Genomic DNA, 19230 nt, shown 5'->3' on the forward strand with positions numbered 1-19230 from the left:
GCCGACTAGCCCTTGTGATGGACCTCCTGGAGCCCGTAGACCGGGGTCGGCAAGCCAACCTGCCGGGCTTTCAGCTGCAGCGCCAGATATTGCGAATAGTGGCGCGACTGATGGAGGTTGCCACCATGGAACCACAGCGCCTCTTGCTGGGTCGGCTTCCACATGTTGCGCTGCTCGCCTTCCCAGGGGCCGGGGTCCTTGGCGGTGTCGGAGCCAAGGCCCCAGACCTTGCCGACCTTGTCCGCCACCTCCTGAGAGATGAGGTCCGCCGCCCAGCCGTTCATCGAGCCGTAGCCGGTGGCATAGATTACGAGATCTGCGGGCAATTCGGTTCCATCGGCGAATTTGACACCGGTTCGCGTCAACTCTTCCACCGCGGCGCCTGGTCCGCTCTTGAGCTTGATCGAACCGTCGATGACGAGGTCGCAGGCGCCGACATCGATGTAGTATCCCGAACCGCGGCGCAGGTATTTCATGAAGAGGCCCGAGCCGTCATCGCCCCAGTCGAGCAGGAAGCCGGCCTTTTCCAGGTCCGCGTAGAACTTGGCGTCGCGTTCCTTCATCTGCTGGTAAAGCGGGATCTGGAATTCGTGCAGGATGCGGTAGGGCAGGGAGGCGAAGATCAGGTCGGCCTTGCGTGTCGTCATGCCGTTCTCGACCGCCTGCTCCGAATAGAGCGAGCCCAACCCGATATCCATCAGCGTGTCGGACTTGACGATGTGCGTGGAGGAACGCTGCACCATGGTGACGTCCGCGCCACCCTCCCACAGAGCCGCGCAGATGTCGTGGGCGGAGTTGTTGGAGCCGATGACCACGACCTTCTTGCCGCGGTATTTGTCCGGGCCGGGATGGGTCGAGGAATGCTGCTGCTCGCCCTTGAAGATGTCCTGGCCCTTGTATTTCGGCCAGTTCGCCTTGCCGGACATGCCGGTGGCCAGCACCAACTGCTTGGGCTTGAGCACGATCTCTTCGCCGTCGCGTTCGACCACGACGGTCCATTCCTTGGCCTTCTCGTCGTATTTCGCGGATTTCGCCGACGTGGAGGACCAGTAGTTCAGCTCCATCACCTTGGTGTACATCTCGAGCCAGTCGCCGATCTTGTCCTTCGGCGCGAAGACTGGCCAGTTCTTGGGGAAGTCGATATAGGGCAGATGGTCGTACCAGACCGGATCGTGCAGGCAGAGCGACTTGTAGCGCTTGCGCCAGGAATCGCCGGGGCGCTCGTTCTTCTCGACGATGATGGCTGAAACGCCGAGCTGGCGCAGGCGTGCGCCGAGCGCAATGCCGCCCTGACCGCCGCCGATGATCACGACATAAGGCTGCTTGCTGCGGCCGAGTTCGGCGAGTTCATCGTCCCGTTCCTCGCGCCACGATTTCCTGTCCTTGCCGTGGCCATGCTTGGCGCCGAGCGGGCGGGTGAAACCCGCCTTCTCCTCATGGCCCTTGAGTTCGGCCATGGTGGTGAGCAAGGTCCAGATCAGTTCGCCCTTGAATCGCACCAGGCCGAAGCCGCGCGCCACCTCGGTCTCGAAGGTGATCCAGGCGGTGGTGACGCCGTCCGCCTCGGTCGCCTCCTCGCCTTCGGCCACTTTCCAGTCGCTCGGCCGGGTCTCCGCCAGGGTTGCCGTCAGCATGTCGCGCACCTGGTCCTGGCCCTCCATCGTCTTCAGGTTCCAGGTAAAGGTGACAAGGTCGCGCCAGTAGCAATCCGCCTGGAAACAGTTGACGGCCGCGTCGATGTCGCCGTCCGCAAGCGCCTTGCCGAACTTGTCGAGCAGCGCCTGCGCCTTCGTGGTGGGGGTTCTCTCGAGCATGTTTTCTCCTCCGGTTGTCAAATTGATCAGGACAGGTCGATCAGGATTTTCAGCTGGGTCCCGGCTGGATCGAGCAGAGCTTCGAAACCGTCCGACATCGCCTCCGCAAGACGTATGCGCCTGGTGACCACCTTGGAGGCAGGCAGCTGTCCCGAACTGATGAGACGGATGACACGCGGCCACAGATGCGTCGGATAGGCCCAGGAGCCGCGGATATCGACGTCCTTGAATGTGACCTGGAACCAGTCGAGCGGGTTCTCGTGCGGATGCAGGCCGGTTTGCACGACGACACCTTGCTTGCGCACAGCCGCGAGGCAGGCCTTCAGCGCATGCTCATTGCCGACGCATTCGATGGCGATATCGCAACCGACGCCACCTTCGGTCGCGGCGCGCACTGCCTCATCCACTTTGTCCCGCTTCGGATTGAGGGTCACCACGCCAGGCAGGATCGAACGCGCCATCTCCAGCCTGGTGTCGTTCAGGTCCGAGATGAACAGTTGCGTTGCGCCCGCGGCGCGCGCGGCCAGCATCGTCAGAATGCCGATCGGGCCGGCGCCGGTGATCAGCACCGAGCTCCCGGCGCTTACCCCACCACGGTCGCAGGCATAGACGGCGACCGCGGTCGGCTCGACCAATGCAGCTTCCTCATCGGACATTTCGTCTGGAATGCGCTCGACATTGTAGTCGTTGAGCAAGGCGGCTTCCGCCATGCCGCCGCCGATCCAGCTCAAACCCGCCAGGGCAAGCTTGTCGGACAGATGATACAGGCCGCGCGCGGCATAATAGTCTCCCGAGCGCGGCATGATCAGCGGCTGCACGGCCACGCGGTCGCCAACCGAGACCGACCTCACGCCATCGCCGACGGCCTCGATCACGCCGCCGAATTCATGTCCAAGCACCTGCACACCGCTGGCGCCGGTGAACGGATGCGGCTGCGTCGGTATGAAGATTGGCCCGTAACTGTATTCATGCAGGTCGGTGCCGCAGATTCCGGCAAACCTGTTGCGGAGAACAACCTGTCCCGGCCCCGGCTTTGCCGGCCTGGGAATGTCCTCGATGCGCAAATCCCTGGCGGCATGAAAGCGCAGGGCCTGCATGCTCCGCGCCGTGGCTGCGAGATTGACCGCGTTCTGTGTCATGGCTTCTCCTCCAAGTTCCATGTGGGTACCCGGAACAAGGAGCAAGCAGCATGCCAACCATACTGCTGAATCAGAAATCGTAATAAAATCAGCATCATCTAGCGGCTTCTGCTGTCATAGGCTGCTGCGGCGGTGTTGCGCGAGCCATGGCGCGCCACAGCCGACGCAACACTAATTGGGCGCGTCCAGCCGCAGCCGCTTCATGCGGCGATGCACGGTCGTGCGGTCGACACCCAGACGCCGCGCGGCCTCGGAGATGTTCCAGCCCGCGGCCACGAGAGCGTCCAGCAATGCCGCACGCTCGTCCTCGGGCGACGGAGCACGCAGGGCGACCAGCCTGGCGGGCGAAGCAAGCGGCGTCAGGTATGGCAATGCGAAGTCGGGCAGGTCGGCGGGCTCGATCATCCCACCCTCGCAAAGCGTCACCGCCAGATCGATGGCGTTTGCGAGTTCGCGGATGTTGCCGGGCCAGCGGTGACGGATCAGCGCCAGACGCGCAGCGGGCGAGAGCTTGGCTGTCCGGCCGGCTAGGTGGGCGCGCTGATCCACCAGCCGGTCCAGCAGCCATTCGAAATCGGTGCGTTCGCGCAGCGCCGGCAAGGTCAGCGAGGCCGCGTTCAGCCGGTAGAATAGGTCTTCGCGGAAACGTCCCTCTTCGACCAGCTTGCGCAGATCATGGTGCGAGGCCGAAATGATCTTGATGTCGACCTGTCGCGGCTCGGTGGCGCCGACCGGGATCAGTTCGCGTTCGGCGATCACGCGCAGCAGCCGCGATTGCAGGGGGTAGGGCATGTCGCCGATCTCATCGAGGAACAGCGTGCCGCCGTTCGCCCCCTCGATCAGTCCCTTGCGCCCCTTGGCGGCGGCTCCGGTAAAAGCACCGGCGACATGGCCAAAGAGTTCGCTCTCGATCAGATGCTCGGGAATGGCCGCGCAGTTGATGGCGACAAACGGGCCGGGCCGCCGCGCGCAATCGTGGATCGCGCGGGCAAGATACTCCTTGCCGGAGCCGGTCTCGCCATGGATCAGGATGGGAATGGTCGTGCGCGCCAGCTTGGCGGCACGCAATTGCGTGGCGGCCATCGCCGGATCGCCGCCGGAAAGGTCGCCGATCGGCTTCGGTACCGCCTCGGCCGGCGCTCGGCGTCCGGTCGTCGGCTGCGGTTCGATGGCATGCGCGAACAGCGCGCTGCCGCTGCGGCCGAACACCAGCCGCTCTTCGGTCGGGCGGCCGCGTGTCAGGCTCGGCAAATCGTCGACGCTGACATCGAGATAGCGCGAGATCGACTGGCCAATGGGGGAGGGCGAGTGCCGCCAGTCGACGCCTCCGGCTTGCGCCAACAGCAGCGCTCCGCCGCGCGTCGTGCCAAGGATGCGGCCCGAGGCATCGAGGGCGATGGCGGCCTCGGGGTCGACGTCGAGGAATTCCGGCGAACGGGAAAAACGCAGCACCCATTCGGAGTGCATCTGTGCCATCAGATTGGCGAGCTCGATGCGCCGCGCGGAAGCCGTCACCAGATGCAGCGCCAGATTCTGGCTGATTTTCGGTTGCGGGGAGCGCAGCAGGGAAATGTCGAGCACGGCGGCGAGCTCGCCATTGGTGTCGAAGATCGGCGCGGCGGTGCAGGAGAGCGGCGTGTGGGTGGTGTCGAAATGGTCGGTCTGGTGGATCGTCATCGCCTCGCCGGTGACGATGCAGGAGCCGACACCGCAGGTTCCGGTGCGGCTTTCCGACCATTCGGAGCCGAGATAAAGCCCTGCCGTGCGCAACTGGTCCATGAACAGCGGATCGCCGAGGAAGTCGACGGTGACGCCCTTGGCGTTTGCCAGCAGCAAAACATAGTTCTGGCCCGCCACCTGCTTGAAGAGGGTTTCCAGGCCGCTGCGGGCGATCGCGATCAGCCGCTCGGACTGTTCGCGATGTTCGCGCAACTGGGTATCGGGGACGATATAGGCTTCCGTCGGCCGGGCCGGGTCGAGCCGGTGGGTGTCGACACAGCGCAGCCAGGACTTGACCACGACATCGTCGCGGGCCGATGTCCTGCCGGACAGGACCTGCTCTATCTCCCGGATATGCTCCCGTTCACCAGCCACGCGTCCTCCTCCCAAGGCAACGTCCTAGCCTGGCATAGTGGTGCGCCGGCGGCATGGGCTCAACTGTACTATGGTAGCGCGTGGCTTTATCGCAGTGTCGCGAGACGGGCCGATCTCACAGGCGAGTGAATTCGCATTATCCCCCATTGACGACCCCGCGAGTTCGCCTTTATGGTCCGCCCCCATGAAAACGGCACTCATTCTCGTAGGAAGGCGCGTGGGCAAGGCGGTGTAACCGCCGGGCGAAAACCTCCCATGCGCACCACACAGGCTCCCTCGGGGGCCTTTTTTATTGCCTGAAACACGACTAAACGACCAGCAAACGCCCAAATGGCGACAGTACGGGACCAGACCGATGAGCAACGGACAGAGTGAGCGGCGCGAAATGCCAAGCAGCAGGGAAATGACTGGCGCCGAAATGGTGGTGCAGGCGCTGAAGGACAATGGCGTCAAGCATGTCTTCGGCTATCCGGGCGGCGCGGTTCTCCCGATCTATGACGAGATATTCCAGCAGGACGAGGTCGAACATATTCTCGTGCGCCACGAGCAGGGCGCCGGCCACGCCGCCGAGGGTTATGCGCGGTCGACCGGCAAGGCCGGCGTCATGCTGGTGACATCGGGCCCCGGCGCCACCAATGCGGTGACGCCGCTGCAGGACGCACTGATGGACTCGATCCCGCTGGTCTGTCTGACGGGGCAAGTGCCGACCTCGCTGATCGGTTCGGACGCGTTCCAGGAATGCGATACTGTCGGCATCACGCGGCCCTGCACCAAGCACAACTGGCTTGTGAAGGACGTCAACGAGCTCGCCGCGACCATCCACGAGGCCTTCCATGTCGCCACGACCGGCCGTCCCGGTCCGGTCGTGGTCGACATCCCGAAGGACGTGCAGTTCGCCAAGGGCTTTTATGTCCCGCCGCAGATCGCACCGCGCACCTCCTACCAGCCGAAGGTCCAGGGCGACCTGGAGAAGGTCAAGGCCGCGGTCGAACTGATGGCGAGCGCCAAGAAGCCGATCATCTATTCGGGCGGCGGCGTCATCAATTCCGGTCCGGAAGCGAGCCACCTGCTGCGCGAACTGGTCGACCTCACCGGTTTCCCGATCACCTCGACGCTGATGGGACTCGGCGCCTATCCGGCCTCGGGCAAGAACTGGATGGGCATGCTCGGCATGCACGGTACCTATGAAGCCAACATGGCGATGCATGATTGCGACGTGATGATCTGCATCGGCGCGCGCTTCGACGACCGCATCACCGGCCGGCTGACCGCGTTTTCGCCGAATTCGAAGAAGATTCACATCGACATCGATCCGTCCTCGATCAACAAGAACGTCCACACCGACGTGCCGATCATTGGCGATGTCGGCCGGGTGCTGGAGGATCTGGTGCGGCTGTGGCGGGCGAGCGCCAAGGCCGACAAGAAGGCGCTCTATCCCTGGTGGGAGCAGATCGCCAAATGGCGGGCGCGCGATTCACTCGCCTACAAGATGAACAACGACGTGATCATGCCGCAATACGCCATCCAGCGGCTTTACGCGCTGACCAAGGACATGGACACCTACATCACCACCGAGGTCGGCCAGCACCAGATGTGGGCGGCGCAGCACTATCATTTCGACAAGCCGAACCGCTGGATGACATCGGGTGGTCTCGGCACGATGGGCTACGGCCTGCCGGCCGCGCTCGGCGTGCAGATCGCGCATCCGAACGCGCTGGTGGTCGATATCGCCGGCGACGCCTCGGTGCAGATGACGATGCAGGAGATGAGTGCGGCGGTGCAGTATGACGCGCCGATCAAGATCTTCATCCTCAACAACCAGTATATGGGCATGGTGCGGCAGTGGCAGCAGCTGCTGCACGGCAACCGGCTGTCGCATTCCTATACCGAGGCGATGCCGGACTTCGTCAAGCTGGCCGAAGCCTATGGCGGCCACGGCATACGCTGCGACAAACCGGACGAGCTCGACGATGCGATCAAGGAGATGATCTCGGTCAGGAAGCCGGTGCTGTTCGACTGCCGCGTGGCGACACTCGCCAACTGCTTCCCGATGATCCCTTCGGGCAAGGCGCATAACGAGATGCTTTTGCCCGACGAGGCGACCGACGAGGCTGTGGCCAATGCCATCGACGCCAAGGGCAGGGAACTGGTTTAACCGCAGGCGGAAGCCGGGTGAAAACAGAGAATTAGCTCAAAAGTTTGAAATCGAGATTCACGTCATGAACGCACAGCTTCAGCCCACCGGCTCCGCCTACTTCATCGCCAAGGAAACCGAGAAGCCGGAAACGCATACGCTTTCCGTGCTGGTCGACAACGAGCCGGGCGTGCTCGCCCGGGTCATCGGTCTGTTTTCCGGCCGCGGCTACAACATTGAGAGCCTGACCGTCTCCGAAACCGAGCATGAAAAACATCTCTCGCGCATCACCATCGTGACGCGCGGCACGCCGCATGTGATGGAGCAGATCAAGCATCAGCTCGAGCGCATCGTGCCGGTGCACCGCGTGGTCGATCTGACCGTGCGCTCGCACGAGCTTGGCCAGGAGCGGCCGCTGGAGCGGGAACTCGCGCTGGTCAAGGTTGCCGGCACGGGCGAGGCCCGCGTCGAGGCGCTGCGCCTGGCGGACGCTTTTCGCGCTTCGGTCATCGACGCCAACACCGAGCACTTCATTTTCGAGATCACCGGCAAGGGTTCCAAGCTCGACCAGTTCATCGCCATCATGAAGCCGCTCGGCCTGGTCGAGATCTGCCGCACCGGCGTGGCGGCGATGAACCGCGGCCCGCAAGGCATGTAGACCGACGTAACCCAGCCGAATTTTCCACGAATGCAGGACTGGCGTGACCAACGACCGGCACTGGCCTTTGTGCAGCCGTCGGAAAGAGACAAGAGTACTGACGTATCTGGGAGGATATCATGTCCCTCGACGCATTCCTCGCCCTGCTTGTCTACGCCTTGGTGACCTCGATCACGCCGGGGCCGAACAACCTCATGCTGCTGGCCTCCGGCGTCAATTTCGGCATCGCCAGGACAGTGCCGCACATGCTGGGCATCAGCATCGGCTTTCTCGTCCTGTTGCTCGCCATCGGCTTCGGCCTGGGCGCGGTGCTGACGGCGTTTCCGGCGCTGCACACGGCGCTCAAGATCGCCGGTGCCGCCTATCTGCTCTACCTCGCCTGGAAGATCGCCATGTCGCGCTCGCTCAGCGCCAAGGGCGTGGCGGAGGCCAAGCCGATGCGCTTCATCGATGCGGCCGCCTTCCAGTGGGTCAATCCCAAGGCCTGGGTGATGGCGATCACCGCCATGGCCGTCTACACCAATCCGGAGCGGCCGTTCCTGTCCGTCATTCTGATTGGCGTGGCTTTCACCGTGGTCAATTTTCCCAGCGTCTCGGTCTGGGCGGGGTTCGGCACGGCGCTGCGTGGTTTCCTGTCGGATCCGGTGCGGCTGAAATGGTTCAACATCGCCATGGGGCTGCTGCTGGCGGCGACGCTTTGGCCGATGCTGCGCTAGGCTACGGTCCGCTCCGCCCTTTCGGAGGCTATTTTCGGGGCCAATCGGGCCTTCGGCCCTAAACGATAGCCGGCTGCACAGCTATTGTGCAGTGCACATTAAATCTTCGTAATGCCGTGTTTTGGCCCTTTTCCGACAAACGCCCGTCCTATCTATTCGGCGAAATCGCGGCAGTGAGCCGTGAATTGCGCTAGAATACGACCACCTGGCTATGGCGTGTCGGACGGAGAGGTCTTTTGTCGATGCGTGGAAAAGTCCTTCTTTCATTGCTGGCGATTGCCTGTGCGGGCGCGGCCTGGCTCTATTTGTCGCCGGAAGCGCTGAACAAGGCTCAGCAGCTCATCGGCACAAAGCAGGTCGCGGCGACAGACAAGCCAGCGGCCGACAAGCCGGCAGGCGGCAAACAGGCCAGCGGCGGCAATGGCGGCGCCCGTTCGGCCTCTATCGTTTCGGCGACTGCAACGACAGCTGACTTTCCGATCCGCCGCTATGCCATCGGCTTCGTTTCCTCTCCGGCCGTGGTCAACATCAACGCCCGCGTCTCCAGCCAGATCGTGTCGATCGACGTCAAGGACGGACAGATGGTGAAGACCGGCGACGTGCTGTTTTCACTGGATGACCGCGCCTTGAAAGCGCAGCTCGCCAAGGACCAGGCCACGCTTGCCAAGGACCAGGCGCTGCTTGCCAGCTCGAACTCCGATCTCCAGCGCGCCAAGGATCTTGTCGCCAAGCAGGCCGGTACGCAGCAGACCTACGACCAGGCCGTTGCCGCGCAGAAGGCGGCGGCGGCGACCGTCGATGCCGACAAGGCGACGATCGACGCCGACAATGTCCAGCTTGGCTTTGCCACCATTGCCGCGCCAATCTCGGGCAGGTTGGGCGCGGTCAACGTCGCCGTCGGCGATCTCGTCACGGTCAGCAATGGCAACAGCAGCACGGCGACGCCGCTGGTGACCATCACCCAGATGGATCCGCTGCAGGTCAACTTCAATCTGCCGGAACGCGACCTCGCGCTGCTGCACAAGGCGCTTGCCAATCCGCAGCAGAATGCGGTGACGCTGACCCAAAGCGGCGACCCGACGCCGATCGGCAAGGGCACGCTCGATTTCGTCGATTCCAGCGTCGACACCGCGTCGGGCACGATCGCCACGCGGGCAAGCATTCCCAATGCCGATCTTTCCTTGTGGCCGGGCCAATATGTGAACGTCGTGCTTGACGCCGGCATCATGCCGCAGATGACCTCGGTTCCCACCGTCGCGGTCCAGCCCAGCCAGAAGGGGCCGTTCGTCTATGTGGTCAAGCCGGACAACACCGTCCAGATGCGGCCAGTGCAGGTGGCGCTGACCGAGGGCGAAAACAGCGCCATCAGCCAAGGGCTGAAAAGCGGCGAGAAGGTTGTCACCGAAGGCCAGACACGGCTGAAGGACGGCGCCGCGGTGCATGAAGGCAAGGAGGCCGCGCCCAAAGTGGCCCAGGCGACCAATGCCGGCGGGGCGGCCCAATGATCTCCGAATTCTGCATTCGCAGGCCCGTCGCCACGCTCCTGATGTCGTTCGCCCTCGTGCTGGGCGGGCTGTTCGCCTACAAGTTCCTGCCGGTCGCGGCACTGCCGAGCGCCGAATTCCCTGTCGTCAACGTCTCGGCATCGCTGCCCGGCGCCTCGCCGGAGACCATGGCGACATCGGTGGCGACGCCGCTGATCAAGCAGTTCGCGACCATCGCCGGCATCGATTCCATTTCGACCACCAACTCGCTCGGCCAGACCTCGATCGCCATCCAGTTCGTCCTCAACCGCGACATCGACGCGGCGGCGGCCGACGTGCAGGCCGCGATCGCGCGCACGCAGAAATCGCTGCCGCCGCAGATGACGTCGCCGCCGAGCTATCGCAAGGTCAATCCGGCCGACGCGCCGATCCTGCTGATGTCGCTGGTCAGCGATACGGTTCCGCTGACCGACCTCGACGCCTTCGCCGAAAACGTCATCTCGCCGTCGCTGTCGACCATCGACGGCGTGGCCCAGGTCTCGATCTTCGGCCAGCAGAAATACGCCGTGCGCATCCAGATCGATCCGACCGCGCTTGCCGCGCGGGGCATCTCGATCGATCAGCTGCAGGCGGCTGTGGCTTCGGCCAACAGCAACACGCCGCTCGGCGTGCTGCAGAACAACAAGCAGCAGCTGACCATTACCGCCAACACGCAGCTTACCAACGCGGCCGGCTTCTCCAACCTCATCATCGCCACCAAGAACGGTCATCCGGTGCGACTGGGCGAGGTGACCCGCGTCGTCGATTCGGTGCAGACGACCACGACCGCAAGCTGGTACGACGGCACCCGCGCCATCATCATGGCGGTGCAGCGCCAACCCGACGCGAACACGGTCGACGTCGTCGACAGGGTCAAAGCGATGCTGCCGTCCTTCCAGGACCAGATGCCGGCCGCCGCCCAGATCAAGCTGCTCAACGACCGCTCGACCTCGATCCGTCAGGCCGTCGACGACGTGCAGTTCACGCTGCTGTTGACCATCGCGCTGGTGGTCATGGTGATCTTCGTGTTCCTGCGCCGCGTCACGGCCACCATCATCCCGGCCGTGGCAGTGCCGATCTCGCTGATCGCCACGCTCGGAGCGATGTTCCTGTTCGCCTTTTCCATCGACAACATCTCGCTGATGGGCCTGACGCTCGCCGTCGGCCTCGTCGTCGACGATGCCATCGTGATGCTGGAAAACATCTTCCGCCACATGGAGGAGGACGGGCTGTCGGCCTTCGACGCGTCGCTGAAGGGCGCGCGCGAGATCGGCTTCACCATCATTTCGATCTCGATCTCGCTGGTGGCGGTGTTCATCCCGGTGCTCCTGATGGGCGGCGTGATTGGTCGCATCTTCAACGAATTCGCCGTAGTGGTGACCGTCGCCATCCTGGCTTCCATGTTCGTGTCGCTGACATTGACGCCGATGCTGTGCTCGCGGCTGCTGTCGGTGACCAAGGCCGACCGCGAGGCGCATGGCGCCGGCCACAAGCGCGATCTCATCACGCGCGGTTATGACCGGATCCTGAGCTTCTGCCTGCGGCACACCTTCCTTGTGTTCCTCGTCTTCGTCGGCACCGCGGCAGCCTCGGTGTGGCTGATCGAGGTCTCGCCGAAGGGCTTCTTTCCGCAGGAGGATATCGGCCAGATATCGGTGACCACCATCGCGCGCCAGGACATTTCGTTCGACGCCATGGCCAAGCTGCAAGGGCAGGTGGCCAGCGTGTTCTCGAAATCACCCTATGTCGACCATGTCGCGTGGTCGGCGGGCAGCGGCAACAATGCGCTCAACCAGGGACAGCTCTTCGTCCAGCTCAAGGGCAAGGACCAGCGTCCCGATATCGAGAAGGTGCTTGCGGATCTGCGCAAGCAACTGGCCGGCGTTGCGGGCATCGAAACCTACATGCAGCCGGTGCAGAATCTGAGGCTGGGTTCGCGCTCGTCGGCCAGCGCCTACCAGCTGGTGGTTCAGGGCCTCGATACCGGCCTGACCGATATCTGGGCTCAGAAGATGAATGACGCGATGGCGGCCGACCACGCTAACTTCGCCGATGTCACCAGCGACCTGCAGAACAACGCGCTGCAGGCGGCGCTGGTGGTGGACCGCGACAAGGCCGCCCAACTCGGCATCGACACCGACACGCTGCGCTCAGCGCTTTATGGCGGGTTCGGCACCGACCAGGTTTCGACGATCTTCGGCTCGGCCGACAGCTACGAAGTCATCACCGAACTCGATCCCAAGATCGAATGGTCGCCCGAGCGGATGCTCGCCATCCAGATGCGGACGGCGAGCGGAAGCCTGGTCCCGCTCGGCGCTTTCGCCCGCGTCGACCGCACGGCTGGTGCCCTGACGGTCAACCAGCTCGGCCAGCTTCCGGCCGTCACCGTCTCCTACAATTTGCCGCAGGGCGTCTCGCTCGGCGACAGCGTGAAACGCATCGACCAGCTCAAGGCGCAGATCGGCATGCCGGCGGCGATCTCGACCACCTTCGCCGGCACGGCCAAGACCTTCCAGGATTCGCTCGCCAACCAGGGCCTGCTGGTCGGTGGTGCCATCCTGACCATCTATATCGTGCTCGGCATTCTGTACGAGAGCTTCATCCACCCGCTCACCATCTTGACCGGCCTGCCGTCGGCTGTGCTCGGGGCGGTCGTTGCCTTGCGCTTCGCCGGCATGGATCTGTCCGTCATCGCGGTGATCGGCATCCTGATGCTGATCGGCATCGTCAAGAAGAACGGCATCATGATGGTCGACGTCGCGCTCGAACTGCGACGCGAGGGCATGTCGGCCACGGACTCCATCCACAAGGCCTGCCTGATGCGGTTCAGGCCGATCATGATGACGACGCTGGCAGCACTCATGGGCACGTTCCCGATCGCGCTCGGCACCGGCGCCAGCGCGGAACTGCGCCAGCCGCTGGGCGTCGCCGTCGTCGGCGGCTTGCTCGCATCGCAGGCGCTGACCTTGTTCGTGACGCCGGTCATCTACGTCTACATGGAGAATTTCTCGGGCTGGCTGGCCGGGCTCATGCCGAAGCGCAAAGCCGAGCTGCATGTGGTCGAAGATGGCGATCAGCCCTCGCTGTTCGGCACCAATGACGACATCCCGGGCGAGCCGCAGAAGACGGCCGCCGAGTAGCAGACGGACAAAGCTCCGGTCCGGTTGGCCCAAGCCATGGAGCTTGCGGCCGGCGGGTCGGAACCGTAATTTGCCGTCATGTCCCACGATCATGATCACGACAACGAACTCGATCCGTTTGCCGCGCGGGTTCGGGCGCTCGAAACTATCCTGACCCGCAAGGGGCTGATCGATCCAGCCGCGATCGACGTCATCGTCGACACCTACGAGACCAAGATCGGTCCACGCAACGGCGCCAGGGTGGTGGCGAAGGCCTGGAACGATCCCGCTTTTGCCGAGTGGCTGAAGCGCGATGCGACGGCGGCGATCGAGTCGCTGAGCTATACCGGCCGGCAGGGCGAACACATGCAGGCGGTGTTCAACACCGGGGACACCCACAACCTCGTCGTCTGCACGCTGTGCTCCTGTTACCCGTGGTCGGTGCTTGGCTTGCCGCCGGTTTGGTACAAGGCGCCGCCCTATCGGTCGCGCGCGGTGATCGATCCGCGCGGCGTGCTCGAGGAATTCGGGCTCTCCCTGCCCGCCGAGACGAAGATACGCGTCTGGGATTCGACGGCGGAACTGCGCTATCTCGTCGTGCCGACGCGGCCGGAAGGCACCGAGGGCTGGAGCGAAGAGCGGCTGGCCGAGCTGGTAAGCCGCGATGCGATGATCGGCACCGCGCTGGCCCACGGGCCGGATAAGGGGGTGCCCGCATGAACGGCCCCCAGGATCTTGGAGGACAGATGGGGTTCGGCCCGGTCGCCCCGGAGAAGAACGAGCCTTATTTCCATGCCAACTGGGAGCGACGCGCGCTTGGCGTGACGCTGTGCGCCGGCGCCATGGGCGCCTGGAACATCGACGAGAGCCGGCATGCGCGGGAATCGCTGCATCCGGCCGACTACTACGGCTCCAGCTACTACCAGATCTGGATCAAGGCGCTGGAGACCTTGCTCAAGCGGCACGGCTTCGTCAGCGAGCGCGACCTCAGGGCAGCCGACGCGGTCGATCCGGCGGCGACGCCCAAAAGAGTGCTGAAGGCGGAAAATGTCCCGGCCGTGCTGGCCAAGGGCGGCCCGTGCGACCGGCCGGTCGAGACCGCGCCGCGCTTCAAGGCTGGTGATCCGGTGCGGACCAGAAACTTCAACCCGACCGGCCATACCAGACTGCCGCGCTATGCACGCGACAAGCAGGGCACGATCGAGGCGGTGCGCGACGGCTTCGTCTTTCCCGACAGCAATGCTCACGGGCAAGGCGAGAACCCGCAGTGGGTCTACACCGTGGTCTTCGACGGGAGCGAGATCTGGGGCGAGGGCGCCGACCCGACATTGACCGTCTCGATCGACGCTTGGGAGAGCTATCTTGAGCCGGCCTGAAGCGAAGGGGTCCGCCGCCGGTTTGCCCGCTGGCCTCGACGCACCGGTGTTTGCCGAACCCTGGCAGGCCGAAGCCTTCGCCATGACGGTGGCGCTGCACGACAAGGGCCTGTTTTCGTGGGGCGAATGGGCGGATGCCCTATCGGCCGAGGTGAAGAAGCCAGGTGCCGCGGCGGACGGCCATGATTATTACGAGCATTGGCTGGCGGCGCTGGAAAACCTGCTGGCGTCGAAGGGGCTGGCCGCCAAGCCTGATGTCGATGCGATGGCGCAGGCCTGGGAACGCGCCGCTCATGCCACGCCACATGGCAAGCCGATCCTGCTGGAGAACGATCCGCGCGCTGCCAACTGAGGTGCACGGTCACCCTTTTCGTTCCCTTTACGTTCTTGGCTGCGGCTGATAGCCTGAACCGCAGGGGAGTTCGCCATCGGCTGTGTCGTTGATGATGGCGGGTATCTTGTCTTTGCCTCGCGAATCCGGTCACACGATCAGATGGAATTTTCACCACAACAGGACGAGGCCTTGCAAGCGGTCGCCCGTTGGCTGCAGGCCGGCAAGCCGCAATTGTTCCGGCTGTTCGGCTATGCCGGCACCGGCAAGACGACGCTGGCGCGCTATTTCGCCGAGCATGTCGACGGCCAGGTGCAGTTCGCCGCCTTCACCGGCAAGGCGGCGCAGGTGCTGCGCTCCAAGGGCGCGGTCAACGCGCGCACCATCCATTCGCTGATCTACCGGCCCAAGGGCGAGGAATCGGTGGCCGACGAGGTGACCGGCAAGACCTCGATGTCGCCGACCTTTTCGCTCAACCGGCAAAGCCCGATCTCGCGCGCCAAACTGGTCGTCATCGACGAATGCTCGATGGTCGACGAGCAGCTTGGCCGCGACCTGATGAGTTTCGGCACGCCGATCCTGGTGCTGGGCGATCCCGGCCAGTTGCCGCCGATCTCGGGCGGCGGCTTCTTCACCGACCATGAGCCGGACTTTTTGCTGACCGAAATCCACCGGCAGGCGCGCGACAATCCGATCCTGCGGCTGGCGCTCGATGTGCGCGAAGGCCGCGAATTCATGCGCGGCGACTATGGCACCGCGCAGGTGATCGGCAAGGAAGACGTCAACCAGGAACTGGTGCTGAAAGCGGACCAGGTGCTGGTCGGCACCAACCGCACGCGGCGGCGCTACAACCAGCGCCTGCGCGAACTGAAGGGCTTCAATGCCGATTACCCACAAGCGGGCGACAAGCTGGTCTGCCTGCGCAACGATCCCGCCAAGGGCCTGCTCAACGGTTCGCTCTGGAAGGTGATGACCTCGTCGCGCGAGACGGTGAAGCCCGGCATCAACCTTCTGGTGTCGCCCGAAGAGGACGATCCGGATCGCGGCGTCGCCAAGATCAAGCTGCTCAAGGCGGCGTTCGAGGATCCGGATGCCGATATCCCCTGGCAGCAGAAGAAGCGCTTCGACGATTTCGACTACGGCTATGCGCTGACCGTGCACAAGGCGCAGGGCTCACAGTGGAACGAGATCGTGCTGTTCGACGAAAGCTGGGCCTTCAAGGAAACGCGCCAGCGCTGGCTTTATACAGCCATCACCCGGGCCGCCGAACGGCTGACCATCGTCAGATAGAAGGGGTCGGCGGCAGCCGGGAGAATCGTTTCATTTTCTTTCTGGAGCGGCGGTCGCCTCTTCGCCCGTCGGCCGCGCCGCGAGCCACTCCCAGGCAGCAGCTTCCTCCTCGATCTTGAAATGCCTGAATTCGACAGGCGACGAAGCGGGCAAGGCGTGTCGTGCGTTCGGCGTCCAGTCAGGCGCGCCGATCGCCGCGCAACGGCCAATATGCTCCAATGCGTGGACGGCACCCTTCTTGATGGTCTCATCGGAGATGTCGGCCCAGTCGACGCCCTCGTGATCGACTATGCGCACGGCGACGTCGATTCTCGGATGGAGCGCATAGGCCGCCTCCAGCAGGCCGAACAGGTTCTCGGCATCGGCGGCCGAGACATGGCCGACCACATCGAAGGCAAGGAGGTCGTCGCGGCTGGTGTCGATGCGGCGGATCGCCGGCACGGATTGGAGGAAATTCAAGGTGGTGCCTCCCTTTCACGGAATATGTTGGTCTTCTGGAACACCGGAAAGGCCCTATCTGTTCCCGTCAAAGACGCTATAGATGCGCTGTTTCAAATGCGCCGTGCCGGAACGAATGAGCGTGGCGCGCCTCAATCGACTGTTTTCACGGACGCCAAGCCCATGCCCGCCAAGCTTTCCGTCAACCTCAACGCCATCGCCATGCTGCGCAACCGGCGCGACCTGCCATGGCCCGATGTGATCGGCGTCGGCCGCCTTGCCCTTGCCGCCGGAGCGCATGGGCTGACAGTGCATCCGCGCCCCGACGAACGTCACACAAGGCATTCCGACCTGCCCCTGATCAGGGCGCTGATCGACGATGAGTTTCCGCAGGCGGAATTCAATATCGAGGGCTACCCAAGTGAGGATTTCCTGGCGCTTGTGGAGAAGAATCAGCCCGAACAGGTGACGCTGGTTCCCGACGATCCGGCACAGGCAACCTCCGATCACGGCTGGAACTTCATCGCCGATGCGGCGTTCCTGATGCCTGTTGTCAAGCGTCTGAAGAAGGGCGGTTTCAGGGTCTCGCTGTTTTCCGACGCGGATCCCACCGGCATAGGGGCCGCTCGCGATACGGGCGCCGATCGTATTGAACTCTATACCGGCCCTTATGGCAGCTACTATTCCGACTCCGGTAAGGCGGCCAAAGAATTGGAAAGATTGGGGAAAACCGCTGACGCGGCATTAGCCGCCGGCCTCCAGGTCAACGCCGGACACGACCTGACGGTGGCCAATCTGCCCGCGCTGGCAAGGCGTGTTCCGGCATTGGCCGAAGTGTCGATCGGACATGGGTTGACAGCCGACGCGTTGGAGTATGGCATGGCCGGCACGGTGGGTCGGTTTCTCAGAGCCTGCGGCTGGTAGGGTTAGGGCTTCGCTTTGCAGGTATGGCAGCCATAGCGTGCAATTGACACCGCATCGCAGCATGCGTGAGGCACTGCGCGCTTGTCGGGGAGTGGTCCATGGACCTTGCCAGTCGCGTTAGCGAGGCTGAAACCGTCGAGCAATCGAGCCGTTCCGAGGTTGAGCAGCACAGCACCAAGGTTCTGATGCTGGGCGCGCTCGGCGTCGTCTATGGCGATATAGGCACAAGTCCGATCTACGCCTTTCGCGAGGCGCTTCACGCTTCGCCCGGCATCGATACGCGCGTTCACGTGCTTGGCGTTTTGTCGCTGATTGTCTGGGCGCTGACGATCATCGTCACCATCAAATATGTCGCCTTCGTGCTTCGTGCCGACAACAAGGGCGAAGGCGGCACGCTGTCGCTGATGTCGCTGGCACGCAGCGCCTATCCCAAAGGCGCCCGACTGATCCTCGTGATCGGACTTTGCGGCGCGGCGCTGTTTTTCGGCGATTCGATCATAACGCCGGCCATCTCGGTGCTGTCGGCGGTCGAAGGCCTGACGGTGGTGACCCCGGCGCTGGACGCCTATGTCGTGCCGATCACGCTGGTCATCCTTGCCATCCTGTTCTCGGTGCAGCGCTTCGGCACGGGAAAGGTAGCGGCGGTGTTCGGGCCGGTGACGGCGCTGTGGTTCCTGGCGATCGGCGTCGCGGGCATTTATCACTTGATGGATGATCCATCGATCCTGCTGGCCATCAATCCCTATTACGCGGTTGCCTATCTGGCCAGCACACCCACCGCCGCCTTCGTCACTGTCGGCGCGGTGTTCCTGGCCGTGACCGGGGCCGAGGCGCTTTATGTCGATCTCGGCCATTTCGGACGCAAGCCGATCGTGCTGGCATGGTTTTCCGTGGTGTTTCCCTGCCTGCTGCTCAACTATTTCGGGCAGGGCGCCTTTGTGCTCGCCAATGATGGAAAACCGACCAATCCGTTCTTCCAGATGCTGCCTGACTGGGCGCTGATGCCGATGGTGGGACTGGCAACGGCGGCGACCGTCATTGCCAGTCAGGCGGTCATTTCAGGGGCTTTTTCACTGACCCGCCAGGCGGTGCAGCTCAACCTTCTGCCACGCATCGAGGTGCAACATACCTCGGAAATGCAGTCCGGGCAGATCTATATGCCGCGCGTCAACCTGCTCATCGCGATGGGCGTGATGCTGCTGGTGGTCGGTTTCGGCAGTTCGAGTTCGCTGGCTTCCGCCTACGGCATCTCGGTGACCGGCGAAATGCTGATGACGACGATCCTGCTGTTCGTGGTGATGCGCAAGATGTGGAAATGGAAGCTGGCGCTCGCCCTGGCGCTGACTTTGCTGTTCGGCATTATCGACAGCGGCTTCTTCCTGGCCAATGTCGTGAAGATCGTTGAAGGCGGCTGGGTCTCGATCACCGTTGCGAGCCTGATGGGGCTGATCATGTGGACGTGGATACGCGGCAGCCGCTATCTCTTCGACAAGACCCGCCGCAACGAGATCCCGCTCGATTTCCTCGCCGGCAACCTGTTGAAGAAAAAGCCGCAGCTGGTCTCGGGCACCGCCGTGTTCCTAACCAGCGATCCCTTGAGCGCACCGACCGCGCTGATGCACAGCCTGAAGCATTACAAGGTGCTGCACGAGCAGAACGTCATCCTCTCGGTGG

At 63.6% G+C, this 19230-nt stretch carries 15 protein-coding genes; 11 read left to right on the plus strand and 4 right to left on the minus strand.

The genetic code is table 11. The features are described 5' to 3' along the window. Window positions 1-5: 5 nt before the first annotated feature. From EN851_RS01315 to EN851_RS01325, 3 genes are all read right to left on the minus strand, one after another. Window positions 6-1814 carry an NAD(P)/FAD-dependent oxidoreductase gene (locus EN851_RS01315; RefSeq protein WP_135928371.1) on the minus strand — a complete coding sequence of 603 codons (1809 nt, stop codon included), beginning with the start codon at window positions 1812-1814 and terminating at the stop codon, window positions 6-8. A 26-nt stretch (window positions 1815-1840) separates the two neighbouring features. Beyond that, a complete protein-coding gene (locus EN851_RS01320) occupies window positions 1841-2911 on the minus strand; it encodes a 2,3-butanediol dehydrogenase (protein WP_135929129.1) in 1071 nt (356 codons plus the stop codon). A gap of 213 nt (window positions 2912-3124) precedes the next feature. Beyond that, on the minus strand, window positions 3125-5047 hold the full coding sequence (locus EN851_RS01325; RefSeq protein ID WP_135919239.1) for a sigma-54-dependent Fis family transcriptional regulator: 1923 nt from the start codon (window positions 5045-5047) through the stop codon (window positions 3125-3127). Between the two features lie 355 nt (window positions 5048-5402). Between EN851_RS01325 and EN851_RS01330 the strand changes: the two genes are divergently transcribed. From EN851_RS01330 to EN851_RS01370, 9 genes are all read left to right on the plus strand, one after another. Then, window positions 5403-7202 carry an acetolactate synthase 3 large subunit gene (locus tag EN851_RS01330; protein WP_127278511.1) on the plus strand — a complete coding sequence of 600 codons (1800 nt, stop codon included), beginning with the start codon at window positions 5403-5405 and terminating at the stop codon, window positions 7200-7202. A 64-nt stretch (window positions 7203-7266) separates the two neighbouring features. Next, entirely contained in the window at window positions 7267-7839 is a 573-nt protein-coding gene (gene ilvN / locus EN851_RS01335) for an acetolactate synthase small subunit (RefSeq protein WP_027051201.1), read from the plus strand. Window positions 7840-7958: 119 nt separating this feature from the next. Continuing rightward, window positions 7959-8555, plus strand: a complete 597-nt coding sequence (locus EN851_RS01340; protein WP_135928372.1) for a LysE family translocator — start codon at window positions 7959-7961, stop codon at window positions 8553-8555. A gap of 242 nt (window positions 8556-8797) precedes the next feature. Continuing rightward, complete coding sequence (locus tag EN851_RS01345) at window positions 8798-10060, plus strand: efflux RND transporter periplasmic adaptor subunit (protein WP_135928373.1); 1263 nt, start codon at window positions 8798-8800, stop codon at window positions 10058-10060. Next, window positions 10057-13218, plus strand: a complete 3162-nt coding sequence (locus EN851_RS01350) for an efflux RND transporter permease subunit (RefSeq protein ID WP_135928374.1) — start codon at window positions 10057-10059, stop codon at window positions 13216-13218. Before EN851_RS01345 ends, EN851_RS01350 begins: the two co-directional genes overlap by 4 nt. A 78-nt stretch (window positions 13219-13296) precedes the next feature. After that, window positions 13297-13917 carry a nitrile hydratase subunit alpha gene (gene nthA, locus EN851_RS01355; RefSeq protein WP_127871620.1) on the plus strand — a complete coding sequence of 207 codons (621 nt, stop codon included), beginning with the start codon at window positions 13297-13299 and terminating at the stop codon, window positions 13915-13917. Further along, window positions 13914-14573 carry a nitrile hydratase subunit beta gene (gene nthB, locus EN851_RS01360; RefSeq protein WP_127871619.1) on the plus strand — a complete coding sequence of 220 codons (660 nt, stop codon included), beginning with the start codon at window positions 13914-13916 and terminating at the stop codon, window positions 14571-14573. Before nthA ends, nthB begins: the two co-directional genes overlap by 4 nt. Beyond that, entirely contained in the window at window positions 14560-14925 is a 366-nt protein-coding gene (locus tag EN851_RS01365; protein WP_189343737.1) for a nitrile hydratase accessory protein, read from the plus strand. The genes nthB and EN851_RS01365 overlap by 14 nt, the downstream gene beginning before the upstream one ends. Before the next feature lie 141 nt (window positions 14926-15066). Further along, on the plus strand, window positions 15067-16194 hold the full coding sequence (locus EN851_RS01370) for an ATP-dependent RecD-like DNA helicase (RefSeq protein ID WP_135866514.1): 1128 nt from the start codon (window positions 15067-15069) through the stop codon (window positions 16192-16194). A 30-nt stretch (window positions 16195-16224) separates the two neighbouring features. Here EN851_RS01370 and EN851_RS01375 read toward each other — a convergent pair whose 3' ends face one another. Further along, entirely contained in the window at window positions 16225-16653 is a 429-nt protein-coding gene (locus tag EN851_RS01375; protein ID WP_127280159.1) for an STAS/SEC14 domain-containing protein, read from the minus strand. Window positions 16654-16815: 162 nt separating this feature from the next. Here EN851_RS01375 and EN851_RS01380 point away from each other — a divergent pair, with 162 nt between their 5' ends. Then, window positions 16816-17556, plus strand: a complete 741-nt coding sequence (locus EN851_RS01380) for a pyridoxine 5'-phosphate synthase (protein ID WP_135866883.1) — start codon at window positions 16816-16818, stop codon at window positions 17554-17556. A gap of 98 nt (window positions 17557-17654) precedes the next feature. After that, window positions 17655-19230 (plus strand): potassium transporter Kup (locus EN851_RS01385; RefSeq protein WP_135929130.1); only part of this gene is annotated, 1576 nt, incomplete at its 3' end.

This window comes from Mesorhizobium sp. M8A.F.Ca.ET.208.01.1.1 (genome assembly GCF_004791315.1).
Taxonomy (GTDB): Bacteria; Pseudomonadota; Alphaproteobacteria; order Rhizobiales; family Rhizobiaceae; genus Mesorhizobium.

Excerpts from the sequence above, each read along its gene's own strand:
- EN851_RS01315 (WP_135928371.1), bottom strand. The coding sequence starts at position 1,814 with ATGCTCGAGAGAACCCCCACCACGAAGGCGCAGGCGCTGCTCGACAAG.
- EN851_RS01320 (WP_135929129.1), bottom strand. The coding sequence starts at position 2,911 with ATGCAGGCCCTGCGCTTTCATGCCGCCAGGGATTTGCGCATCGAGGAC.
- EN851_RS01330 (WP_127278511.1), top strand. The coding sequence starts at position 5,403 with ATGAGCAACGGACAGAGTGAGCGGCGCGAAATGCCAAGCAGCAGGGAA.
- ilvN (WP_027051201.1), top strand. The coding sequence starts at position 7,267 with ATGAACGCACAGCTTCAGCCCACCGGCTCCGCCTACTTCATCGCCAAG.
- EN851_RS01340 (WP_135928372.1), top strand. The coding sequence starts at position 7,959 with ATGTCCCTCGACGCATTCCTCGCCCTGCTTGTCTACGCCTTGGTGACC.
- EN851_RS01345 (WP_135928373.1), top strand. The coding sequence starts at position 8,798 with ATGCGTGGAAAAGTCCTTCTTTCATTGCTGGCGATTGCCTGTGCGGGC.
- EN851_RS01350 (WP_135928374.1), top strand. The coding sequence starts at position 10,057 with ATGATCTCCGAATTCTGCATTCGCAGGCCCGTCGCCACGCTCCTGATG.
- nthA (WP_127871620.1), top strand. The coding sequence starts at position 13,297 with ATGTCCCACGATCATGATCACGACAACGAACTCGATCCGTTTGCCGCG.
- nthB (WP_127871619.1), top strand. The coding sequence starts at position 13,914 with ATGAACGGCCCCCAGGATCTTGGAGGACAGATGGGGTTCGGCCCGGTC.
- EN851_RS01370 (WP_135866514.1), top strand. The coding sequence starts at position 15,067 with ATGGAATTTTCACCACAACAGGACGAGGCCTTGCAAGCGGTCGCCCGT.
- EN851_RS01380 (WP_135866883.1), top strand. The coding sequence starts at position 16,816 with ATGCCCGCCAAGCTTTCCGTCAACCTCAACGCCATCGCCATGCTGCGC.